Annotated in this window: 1 protein-coding gene (only partly in view); it reads left to right on the top strand. The window is 75.2% G+C overall.

All coding sequences use genetic code 11. The features are described 5' to 3' along the window. Nucleotides 1-12,589: the 3' end of a non-ribosomal peptide synthase/polyketide synthase gene (locus ABGB06_RS29600; protein WP_347594986.1), read on the top strand. 15,881 nt of this gene lie to the left of the window's left edge; only the last 12,589 of its 28,470 coding nucleotides appear in the window; its start codon lies beyond the left edge, outside the window; it ends in the stop codon at nt 12,587-12,589.

The following is a 12,589-nucleotide window of genomic DNA, read 5'->3' as shown; positions in this document are numbered from 1 at the left end:
CGAGGGCGTCATCGCCCTGCAGTTCGCCTCCTTCAGCTTCGACGCCTCGATCCTCGACGTCGCCACGACGCTGGCGGCCGGCGGAACCCTGGCCATCGCCACGCCGGACGAGCGCGCCGAACCCGAGCGGCTGGCCGCCATGGTCAACGACGTGGGCGTCAGCGTCGCCAGCGTCGTGCCGTCCCTGTTGGGCGTCCTGGACCCCGACACCGTTCCGGGGATCACCAACTGGGTGCTGGGCGCGGAGCGCCTGACCGCCGACCTGGCGTCCCGCTGGGCCGGACGGGCCAGGGTGTGGAACACCTACGGCCCGACCGAGGCCACCGTCATCACCACCGCCACCCCGACCCCGCTCGACCCGAACCAGACCCAGGCCCCGGCCATCGGACAACCGCTGCCCAACACCCGGGTCTACGTGCTCGACGGCTTCCTGCGGCCCGTTCCCCCGGGTGTGACGGGAGAGCTCTACGTGTCGGGCCCCGGCCTGGCGCGCGGCTACGTCAACCAGCCGGCGCTCAGCGCCGAACGGTTCGTCGCCAACCCGTTCGCCCCGGGTGACCGCATGTACCGCTCCGGCGACCTCGCCCACTGGGACACCGAAGGGCAGCTGCACTTCGACGGCCGCGCCGACACCCAGGTCAAGGTCCGCGGCTTCCGGATCGAGCTGGGCGAGATCGAAGCCGTCCTCACCACCCACGAGTCCGTGCGCGAGGCCGTGGTCATCGCCCGCGAGGGCCGGCCCGGCGACAAGAGGCTCGTCGCCTACGTCGTGCCCGACGGCACCGCCGGCACGGACGGCACGGACGGCACGGACGGCACCGACACCTCAGACGCGTCCGAGGACGTGGACACCGGCGCGCTGCGGGAGTTCGCGGCCGGCCGGCTCCCCGAGCACATGGTCCCCGCCACGATCGTGTCTCTGGCGGCCATGCCGCTGACCCCGAACGGCAAGGTGGACCGCAAGGCCCTGCCCGTTCCCGACACGGCCGGGCAGGTCACCAGCCGGGAGCCGGTCACCGAGACCGAGGCCACCCTGTGCGACCTGTTCGCCCAGGTGCTCGGACGGGAGAGGGTCGGCGCCGAGGACTCGTTCTTCGAGCTCGGCGGCGACTCCATCATGTCCATGCAGCTGGCGTCCCGGGCCCGCCGGGCCGGGCTGGTCATCAGCCCGCGCCAGGTTTTCGAGCTCCGCACCCCGGCCGCCCTGGCGGCCGCGGCCGGCACCGCCGCCGACGCGCTCGTGCAGGGCGAGCCGGGTGTGGGCGAGGTGCCGCTGACCCCGGTGATGCACGAGGTGCTGGAGCGGCTCGGGCCGGACCGGCTGGGCCGCGTCGTCCAGTCCAGCCTGGTGGCCACGCCGGCCGGGATGGACCAGGACGCCTTCACCCGCGCGTTCCAGGCCCTGCTCGACCACCACGACATCCTCCGCGCCCGCCTCGACGTCGAGGCGGAACAGCCGATCCTCCAGGTCGACGAGCCGGGTTCGGTGAACGCCGCCGACCTGATCACCCGCGTCGACGTCGCCGCCGCACTCGGTGCCGCCGAGGGCGGGGCGGCCGGCGACGGTGCGGGCGAGGACGTGCGGCGGCTGGTCGAGGACCAGGCGCGGCAGGCCGTGCGCCGGCTGGATCCGCGGGGCGGCGTGATGCTCCAGGCCGTCTGGCTCGACCACGGGCCCGACGATCCGGGTCAACTCCTGCTGATCGCCAACCACCTGGTCATCGACACCGTCTCCTGGCAGGCCCTGCTGCCCGATCTGGCGCAGGCGTACACCGCCCTGGCCGCCGGGCAGGAGGAGGCCGTCCTCGACGTGGTTCCGACCTCGTTCCGGCACTGGGCCCGCGAGCTCGCCGCCGAGGCGAGCAGCGAGAAGCGGCTGGCCGAACTGCCGGCCTGGACCGGGATCCTGGAGGGTGCGGACCCGGCGCTGACGCCGGAACCGCTCGACCCCGGCCGGGACCTGGGCGCCTCGCTGCGGCAGGCGTCGGTGACGGTGCCGGCCGAGGTCACCTCGGCGCTGCTCACCGAGGTTCCCACCGCGTTCCACGCCGGGATCGACGACGTGCTGCTGACCGGCCTGGCGGTGGCCGCCGCCGGCTGGGTCGAGCAGGACGCGGACGACGGCTTCCTCGTGGACCTGGAGGGCCACGGCCGGGAGCCGTTGAGCGATTCCGACGACCTGTCCCGTACGTCCGGCTGGTTCACCAACCTCCACCCGGTGCGCGTCAACGCCGCGGGGCTCGACGCCGCCGACGTCAGGTCCGGCGGCGACGCCGCCGGGCAGGCGCTCAAGCGGGTCAAGGAACAGCTGAGGGCGATCCCGGGAGACGGGTTGGGCTACGGCGTGCTCCGCCGCCTCAACCAGGAGACGGCCGCCACCCTCGCCGCCCTGCCCACCGCCCAGATCGGCTTCAACTACCTGGGCCGGATGCCCGCCCCGGGTGCGGGTGCCGCGGCCGACGCGCCCAAGCCGAAGCCGTGGGCGCCGGCGGGCGGTCCCGGGCCTGACGGCGGCGCGCAGGCCGAACTGCCCGTCGCGCACGCGCTGGAGGTCATGGGCATGGTCCGCGACCTGCCCAGCGGACCCGAGCTGGTGCTGAACCTGGCCTGGCCGGAACGCCTGCTGGACGAGGCCGCGGCCCAGCGGCTGCTCGAGGAGTGGGCGGCGGTGCTGTCCGGGCTGGCCAGGCATGCCGCCCAGCCGGGCGCCGGCGGCCACACGCCCTCCGACTTCCCGCTGGTGGAACTCGGCCAGGGGCACGTGGAGCAGCTGGAGGAGGCCATGCCGGGCCTGGAGGAGGTGCTGCCCGTCTCGCCGTTGCAGGAGGGCATGCTCTTCCACGCCCTGTTCGACCAGGACGGCACCGACGTCTACGTCGAGCAGCTGGTGCTCGCCGTGGACGGGCCGCTGGACCCGGCCCGGATGCGCGCCTCGTGGCAGGCGGTGCTGGACCGGCACGCCGGCCTGCGCGCCGGGTTCCGCGAGATCCCCGGCACCCAGCAGCCGATCCAGATCGTGGCGCGGGACGTCGTGCTGCCCTGGCGGGAGGAGGACCTCTCCGGGCTGGACGAGGAGGCCGCGCTGGCCGAGGCCGAGCGGCTGGGCGTGGAGGACCGCGCCCGGGGCCTGGACCTGGGTCAGCCGCCGCTGCTGCGGGTGCTGCTGATGAAGCTGGGCGAGGACCGGCACCAGATGGCCGTGACCATGCACCACATCCTGCTGGACGGCTGGTCGCTGCCCCTGCTGATGCGGGACCTCCAGGGCAGTTACGAGGCGGGCGGCAGCGGCCAGGGCCTGCCCCCGGTCACCCACCACCGCGAGTACCTGGCCTGGCTGGCCCGGCAGGAGAAGGACGCCGCCCAACGGGCCTGGCAGGAGGCGCTGGCCGGCACCGAGGAGCCGACGCTCGTCGCGCCGCAGGCCGCGCGGACCGCGCCGGTCCTGGCCGAGACCATCAACGGCGAGGGCGGCGAGCGGCTGGCCGGTGCGCTGCGCGAGGTCGCCAGGAACGCCGGTGTGACGGTCAACACCCTGTTCCAGACCGCCTGGGCGACGGTGATCGGCCAGCTGACCGGGCACCGCGAGGTGGTGTTCGGCGCGACGGTCTCCGGCCGGCCCGCCGACCTCCCGGGTGTGGAGGACATGCTGGGCCTGTTCCTCAACACGGTCCCGGTCCGGGTGAGCCTCGACCCGTCGCTGGACATCACGCGGACGCTGGAACGGCTGCAGGAGCAGCAGACCACCCTGCTGGACCACCAGCACCTGGGCCTGGCCGACATCCAGCGGCTCGCCGGTCCCGGCGCCACCTTCGACACCCTGGTCGCGTTCGAGAACATGCCGACCGCGCCGCAGGGACCGCCGAAGCCGGAGGGCCTGCGGATCAGCCCGGTGGGCATCAGGGAGTCGACGAACTTCGCGCTCGCGCTGGGCGTGAACCCGGGCGGCGAGCTGCGGTTCCGGCTGGACTACCGCCCCGACCTGTTCGACGAGGCCACCGCGCGGTCGATCGCCGACCGCCTGGTGCGGGTCCTGGAACAGATCGCCGAGGCGCCCGAACGCCGGCTGCCCGCCGTCGTCCTGTCGGACGACGGCGAGCGGACGCTGGTGGTCGAGACGTGGAACGACACCGACCGGCCGGTCCCGGCGGGCACGCTGCCGGAGGTGATCCGGGCCCGGGCGGCGCGGATTCCGGCGGCGCTGGCGGTCCGGTGCGGCGACGAGGCGCTGTCCTACGGCGAGGTGGCGGAGCGGGCCAACCGGCTCGCCCGGCACCTGGTCGGCCAGGGCGTGGGCGTCGAGTCCCGGGTCGGCCTGCTGCTGCCGCGCGGCGTGGACATGATCGTCGGAATGCTGGCGACCTGGCAGGCGGGCGGCGCGTTCGTGCCGCTGGACCCGGACTATCCGGCCGACCGGATCGGTTACGTGCTGGACAGCAGCGACGCGGCCGTCCTCGTCGGCACCGCCGAGACGCTGTCGCGGCTGACGGTGGACGGCCCCCGCACGGTGGTGCTGGACGACGCCGGGACCCGGGCCGCGATCGCGGCCCAGCCGGCCACCTTCCCCGAGGTGACCATCGATCCGGCGCAGCTGGCGTACCTCATCTACACCTCGGGCTCGACGGGTCGCCCCAAGGGCGTGGCCGTCTCGCACCGGGGTCTGGTGAACCTGGCCGAGGCGATGAAGCCGGTGCTCGGGATGGACGAGGGCGTGACGGCGCTGCAGTTCGCGTCGTTCAGCTTCGACGCGTCCATCCTCGACGTCGCCACGACGCTGGCGGCCGGCGGCGCCCTCGCCATCGCCACGGCGGACGAGCGGACCGAGCCCGAGGCGTTGGCGGAGACGATCCGCGACGCGGGCGTTTCGGTGGCCAGCGTGGTGCCGTCGCTGCTCGGGGTGTTGGACCCGGAGACGGTGCCGGGCGTGACGAACTGGGTGCTGGGCGCCGAGCGGCTCACGGCCGACCTGGCGTCCCGCTGGGTCGGACAGTCGAAGGTGTGGAACACCTACGGCCCGACCGAGGCCACCGTCATCACCACGGCGACGCCGACCCCGATCAGCGAGTACATCAACCCGCGGGACGAGGCGCCGGCCATCGGCCAGCCGCTGGCCAACACCCGGGTCTACGTGTTGGACGGCTTCCTGCGGCCCGTTCCCCCCGGCGTGACGGGAGAGCTCTACGTGGCGGGCCCGGGGCTCGCCCGCGGCTACGCCGGCCAGCCGGGCCTGACGGCGGAGCGCTTCGTCGCCTCGCCGTTCGTCGAGGGCGACCGGATGTACCGCTCCGGCGACCTCGCGCACTGGGACGCCGAAGGGCAGCTGCACTTCGACGGCCGGGTCGACGCCCAGGTCAAGATCCGCGGCCACCGCATCGAACTCGGCGAGGTGGAGGCGGTCCTGGCCGCCCACGAGACGGTCCGCCAGGTCGCCGTCGTGGCCCGGGAGGACCGGCCGGGCGCCAGGCGGCTGGTCGCCTACGTCGTGCCGGAGGGCGGCGACGGCGCCGAGGCCGACACCGGCGCCCTGCGGGAGTTCACGGCCGGCCAGCTGCCCGACTACATGGTGCCGACCGCGATCGTGTCGCTGGAGACCATGCCGCTGACCCCCAACGGCAAGGTCAACCACCGGGCGCTGCCCGCGCCCGATCTGGCGGGGCACGTCATCAGCCGGGAGCCGGCCACCGAGACCGAGGCCACGCTGTGCACCCTGTTCGCCGACGTTCTGGGCCTGGAACGGGTGGGCGCGGAGGACTCGTTCTTCGACCTCGGCGGCGACTCGCTGCTGGCGATGCGGCTGATCGGCCGGGTGCGGTCGGCGCTGAACGCCGACGTCAGCATCCGGGAGCTGTTCGCCGAGCCGACCGTGGCCGGGCTGGCGCGCCGGGTCGAGGAGGCCGGGAGCGGCGGCCGGGTGCCGTTGCGGCCCCGGCCCCGGCCCCAGCGGGTGCCGCTGTCGTACGCGCAGCAGCGGATGTGGTTCCTCAACCGCCTGGACGGGGACGGCAAGGAGGGCGCCGGCGCCGGTCCCGGTGGCGGCGGCAAGCAGCGCAGCACCGCCTCGTCGGCGTACAACCTGCCGTTGGCGCTGCGGCTGACGGGCGAGCTGGACGTGGCGGCCATGAAGGCGGCGATCCACGACGTGGCCAACCGGCACGAGAGCCTGCGCACGGTCTACCCCGACGTGGAGGGCACGCCGTACCAGCGGATCATCCAGGGCGACGCCGGCCGACCGGCGGTGCCGGTGGTGGACGTGCCGGACGAGGCCCGGTTGCGGCGGCGGCTGGCCGAGTTCGGCGGTCGCGGGTTCGACCTGGCCAAGGACCTGCCGTGGCGGGTGTGGCTGCTGCGACTGTCCCGGTCGGAGTACGTGCTGCTGGTGGTGATGCATCACATCGCCTCCGACGGCACGTCGATGGGCGTGCTGGCGCGCGATCTGGCCACCGCCTACACGGCCCGGCGGCAGGGCCGGGTGCCCGGCTGGCCGCCGCTGCCCGTCCAGTACGCGGACTTCGCGCTGTGGCAGCGGGAGGTGCTGGGCGAGCTGGACGATCCGGACAGCCTCGTCAGCACCCAGGTGGCGTACTGGAAGGACACGCTGGCCGGTCTCGAACCGGAGACGCGGCTGCCCGCGGACCGGCCGCGGCCGGCGACCTCGTCCTTCCGCAGTGGCGAGGCGGCGGTCCGGGTGGACGCCGAGACGCACGTCCGGCTGGCGGAGCTGGCCGGGCGGGGCAGGGCGACGATGTTCATGGTCGTCCACGCCGCGCTGGGCGTGCTGCTGTCCCGGATGGGCGCCGGGGCCGACGTTACGGTCGGCACGGCGATCGCCGGCCGCGCGGACAGCCAGCTGGAGGACATGGCGGGCTTCTTCGCCAACACCCTGGTGCTGCGCACCGATCTGAGCGGCAACCCCACCTTCGAGGAGTTGCTCGCCCGGGTGCGGGAGGCGGACCTGGCGGCGTACGCCCACCAGGACGTGCCGTTCGAGCGGCTGGTGGACGAGATCAACCCGCCGCGCTCGCTGGCCCGCAACCCGCTATTCCAGGTGATGCTGTCGCTGGCCAGCGCGCCGCAGGTGCAGCGCTGGGACCTGCCGGGACTGCGGGTGGATCCGGTGCCGCCGGCGGAGGAGCTGCCGGCGCGGTTCGACCTGTCGGTGGACCTGGCCGAACAGCGGGGCCAGGAGGGCGCGCTGACCGGCATGGACGGCGTCATCCGGTACGCCACCGACCTGTTCGACCAGGGGACCGCCGAGAAGCTGGCCGTGCGGCTGGCCCGGGTGCTGGAGCAGGTGGCCGGCGATCCGGGGGTGCGGCTGCGGGACGTCGAGGTGCTGGAGGACGCCGAGCGTTCGCTGGTGGTCGACGAGTGGAACGACACCGCCCGGGCGCTGCCGCCCGGGACGTGGCTGGCGGCCTTCGAGGAACGGGCCGAGCGCTCGGGCGACGCGATCGCGGTCCGCTCCGGCGAGGACGGGCTGTCGTACGCCACGCTGGACACGCGGGCGAACCGGCTCGCGCGGTACCTGCGGGGCCTGGGCGTGGGCCCGGAGACCCGGGTCGGCCTGTGCCTGCCGCGGAACGTCGAGATGGTGACCGCGATGCTCGCCGTGTGGAAGGCCGGCGGCGCGTTCGTGCCACTGGACCCCGGCTATCCGGCCGACCGGCTCGGCTACGTGATCGCCAGCAGCGCGCCGAAGGTCGTGCTGGCCAGCACGAGCAGCGCCGACGCCCTGCGGGACGTGCCCGTGGGCGACGCGCGGCTGGTGGTGACCGGGGACCCCGGCACCCGGCGGGAGATCGCCGACCAGTCGGCCGAACCGCTGCACCTGCTCCCGGCGCCGGAGCAGTTGGCGTACGTGATCTACACCTCGGGTTCGACCGGGCGCCCGAAGGGCGTCGCGGTGTCGCACCGCGGTCTGGTGAACCTCGCCGAGGCCATGCGTCCGGTGCTGGGCGTGGCCGAGGGCGTGACGGCGCTGCAGTTCGCGTCGTTCAGCTTCGACGCGTCCATCCTCGACGTGGCCACGACGCTGCTGGCCGGCGGCACGCTGGCCATCGCCGACGGGCCGGAGCGCGAGGATCCGCAGGCGATGGCGGATCTGATCCGCGACGCCGGGGTGTCGGTGGCCAGCGTGGTGCCGTCCCTGCTGAGCGTCCTGGACCCCGACGCGGTGCCCGGGATGACGACCTGGGTGCTGGGCGCGGAGCGGCTCACGGCGGACCTGGCGGCCCGGTGGGCCGGCCGGGCGCGGCTGTGGAACACCTACGGCCCCACCGAGGCCACCGTCATCAGCACCGCGACGCCCGCCCCGATCAGCGGGGACATCACGCCGCAGGACCAGGCGCCGGCGATCGGCCGGCCCCTCGCGAACACCCGGGTGTTCGTGCTGGACGAGCTGCTGCGGCCGGTGGCCCCCGGCGTGACGGGCGAGGTGTACGTGACGGGTCCGGGCCTGGCCCGCGGGTACGTCGGCCAGCCGGGCCTGACGGCCGAGCGGTTCGTGGCCTGCCCGTTCGCCCCGGGTGACCGCATGTACCGCTCCGGCGACCTGGCCCGCTGGGCCGCCGACGGGCAGCTGCACTTCGTCGGCCGGGCCGACGCCCAGGTGAAGCTCCGCGGCTTCCGGATCGAGCTCGGCGAGATCGAGGCCGTGCTCACCGGGCACGAGGCGGTGCGTCAGGCGGCGGTCGTGGCCCGCCAGGAGGCGAGCGGCGACGGCCGGCTCTACGCCTACGTCGTCTTCGACGACCCCGACGGCGGCGACCCGCAGGCGCTGCGCGACTGGGCCACCAGGGCGCTGCCGCACTACATGGTTCCGTCCGTCGTCGAACCGGTGGAGGAGCTGCCGCTCACGCCGAACGGGAAGGTGGACCGCGCGGCGCTGCTCGCCAGGAGCGGGTCGCCGGAGGACACCGGCCGGGAGCCGGTCGGCGAGACCGAGACGACGCTGGCCGCGGTGTTCGCCGAGGTGCTGGGCCTGGAGCGAGTCAGCGCCGAGGCCAACTTCTTCGACGCGGGCGGCAACTCGGTGCTGGCCATGCGGCTGGGCGGCCGGATCCGCACGGAGCTGGGCGTCGAGCTGAGCATGCGGGACTTCTTCAGCGCGCCCACCCCGGCCGGGGTGGCCAGCCTGCTGGTGTCGAAGGCCCGCCCGGCGCTGCGGGCGCTGGACCGGCCCGAGGGCGCGCCGCTCCCGCTCACCACGGGGCAGCGCGCCGTCTGGCGGCAGGCGCGGCGCGATCCGGACGCGGCGCCGTACCACACGGCGCTCGCGGTCCGGCTGGGCGGCGAGTTGGACCGGGCGGCGTTGGAGGCCGCGCTGGGCGACCTCGTCACCCGGCAGGCCGTGCTGCGGATCTCGTTCCCCGAGGTGGACGGCGTGCCGACGCAGCATCTGCGGTCCGTGACGGCCGGCCGGCCCGCGTTGCGGGTGGCGGACGCGACCGAGGCGGAACTGCCGGGGCTGCTGGCCGAGCGCGCGGCGCGGCCGTTCGACCTGGCGCGGCAGTCGCCGTGGGCGCCGTACCTGTTCGTGCTGTCCGAGACGGAGCAGGTGCTGCTGCTGGTGGTGCACCAGATCCTCGCGGACGAGGACTCGGTGAACCTGCTGCTCCGCGACCTGGCCGCCGCCTACGCCGCCCGGCGCGAGGGACGGGAGCCGCGACGGCAGTCGCTGCCGCTGGAGTTCCCCGACTACGCGCTGTGGGAGGAGGAGCTGCTGCGCGGCGAGGAGCGCCCGGACAGCCTGGTCAACGACCAGCTCGGCTACTGGAAGGACACCCTGTCGGGCATCGCCCCGGAGACGGCGCTGCCGACCGACCGGCCGCGGCCGCCCGCGGCGGTCGAGGGCGCGCCGGTGCCGGCCGGGTCGGTCCCGCTGCGGCTGGACGCGGAGACGCACCAGCGGCTGTGGACGCTGGCCAGGGCCAACGAGGCCAGCCCGTACCTGGTGGTGCACGCCGCGCTGGCGCTGTTGCTGACGCGGCTCGGCTCCGGGGACGACCTGGTCATCGGCACCACCATGCCGGCCGCGGACCCGGAGCTGCTGCTGGACATGGTGGCGGGCCCGTTCGGCGGGCGGGTGCCGCTGCGCACCGACACCTCGGGTGACCCGACCTTCCTCGAACTGCTGGGGCGGGTGCGGGAGGCACAGGACGAGGCGCTGCTGCGCCGGGACGTGCCGTTCGCCCGGGTGCTGGAGCTGCTGGAGCTGCCGGAGTCGGCGGCCCGGCACCCGGTCTTCCAGGTGCTGCTGGACGTGCGGGACGAGGTCGGCGAGGACTGGGACGTCGCGGACTTCGCGGGACTGGCCACCCGGGCCTGGAACGCGGGGACCCGGACCAGCGAGCTGGACCTGGTGTTCCGCCTCACCGAACGCCACCTGGACGACGGCGGTCCGGCCGGCGTGGACGGGTTCCTGAGCTACGCCACGGACCTGTTCGAGCCGTCGACCGCCACGGCGCTGGCCAACCGGCTGGTCCGGGTCCTCACCCAGGTGGTGGCGGATCCGGAACTGCGCGTCGGCCAGGTGGACGTGCTGCTGGACGCCGCGGAGCGGAACCGGCTGCTGGCGGACGCGGCCGGGGCCGTCGCGCCGCTCCCGCGGGGCACGGTCGTGGAGCTGCTGGCCGAACAGGCGGGCCGCGACCCCGAAGCGGTGGCCGTCACGGACCGGTCGGGCCGCCTCACCTACGGGGCGCTGGACGCCGCGGCGGGTCAGCTCGCCTGGCGACTGGCGCGGCGCGGGGTGGGCCAGGAGGACGTGGTCGTGGTGGCGTTGCCGCCGACCGCCGCGGTCGTGGTGGCGCTGCTGGGCGTGCTCAAGGCCGGAGCGGCCTGCCACCTCGCGCGGCCCGACCGGCTCGCGCAGACCCTGGACGGCTATCCGCGCGGCGCGCGGCCGGCGGCGCTGGTCTGCACGTCGGCCTCCGCCGACGGGCTGCCCGCCGACGGTCCGGTGCCGGTGCTGACGCTCGACGGGTCGGCGCCGACCGAGGCGGACGACGCGCTGGTGACCGTGCCGGGCACCCGTCCGCTGGCCGGGCACGCCGCGGTGGTGCTGGACGGCCCGGCGCCGGACGGAGCCACGGTGAGCACCGTCATCGAGCACGGCACGCTGGTGAACAGCGCCGCGCACCTGATGCGGGGCTCGCTGGCCGGCCACGGCGTCACGCTCGACGCGCGGGCTCCCATGGCCTCGTTGCTCTCCTCGCTGTTCGCGGCGCTGTGCGCCGGGGGCGACGTCCACCTCGGGACGCCGGGCGAGGAGACGGGGGCGGAGCCGCGGCTGCTGGTCACCACCGGCGAGCTGCTGCCGGCCGGCGCCGAACCACCGGCCGGCGCGGCGCCGTACGCGCAGGTCATGGTGGTGGCGGGGCACGGCGGTCCGGAGACCGCGGGTCCGTGGTTGGACAACCACCACGCCAGGCCCGCCCAGGCGCTGCCCGAGGACGTCGCCACGGGCCGGCCGTTCGCCAACACCCGGGCGTTCGTGCTGGACGACATGCTGCGCCCGCTGCCGGCCGGCGTGGTCGGCGACCTGTACGTGGCCGGCCCCTCGGTGGCCCGCGGCTACGCGAACCAGCCGGGACTGACCGGTCAGAAGTTCGTCGCGTGCCCGTTCGGTCCCGACGGGGAGCGGATGCTCCGCACCGGTCAACGGGCCGCGCGCACCGCCACGGGCCTGCTCACGGTCAGCGAACCGTCCCTGGAGCGCCGCCGGGCGCAGTCGGGCCCGTCCCGGTCCGCCAGCAGCCGCGATCTGGGCGTGCTGCTGCCGCTGCGTCCCGAGGGCGGCCGGGCCCCGCTGTTCTGCGTGCACCACAGCTCGGGGCTCAGCTGGAGCTACGCGTTCCTGCTCCCGTACCTGCCGGCCGACCTGCCGGTCTACGGGCTGCAGGCGCGCGGGCTCGCGACACCGGAGCCGCTGCCGCAGAGCGTCGGGGAGATGGCCGCGGACTACGTGGAGCAGATCCGGACCGTCCAGCCGGCCGGCCCCTACCACCTGCTGGGCTGGTCGCTCGGCGCGGTGGTCGCGCAGGAGATCGCGGCACGGCTGGAGGAGCTGGGCGAGGAGGTGGCGCTGCTCGCCGCGCTCGACGGCTACCCCAACGACCCCGGTACGCCCGGCGGCTCCGGCGCGGTCGCGCCCCCGTCGGACGCCCCGCGGTCGGACGTTCCGCCGTCGGACACGGCGCCGGACGGCCGGCACGGGACGCCCCCGGAGGCGGGCCGCGGCGGGACCGCGGGCGCCGGGACCCGGCGGGCCCCCGAGGGCCCGCGGCTGCCCGAGGAGGGCGGCGCCGTGTCGCCGGCGCAGCAGGCGGTGTCGAGCAACGCGATGGCGCTGGTCCGGGACCACACCACGCGTCGCTTCGGGGGTGACCTCCTGCTCTTCGTCGCCACCCGGGAGCGGCCGGCCAACCTGCCCGTGGCCGAGGCCAGGACGGTCTGGGCGCCCCACGTCGCGGGGAACGTCGAGACGCACGAGATCCCGGTCGACCACCACAACATGCTGGTGCCGCCCCACGTCTCGCGGGTCGGACGCGTCGTCACCGAGAAACTCCAGCGGGACGCCGACAACCAGTAG

Origin of the sequence: Streptomyces sp. B6B3, assembly GCF_039871525.1 — a bacterium.
In the GTDB taxonomy this organism is placed as follows: Bacteria; Actinomycetota; Actinomycetes; order Streptomycetales; family Streptomycetaceae; genus Streptomyces.
Note: the sequence above shows the minus strand (reverse complement) of the source record. Positions and strands in the feature narration are given on the sequence as shown.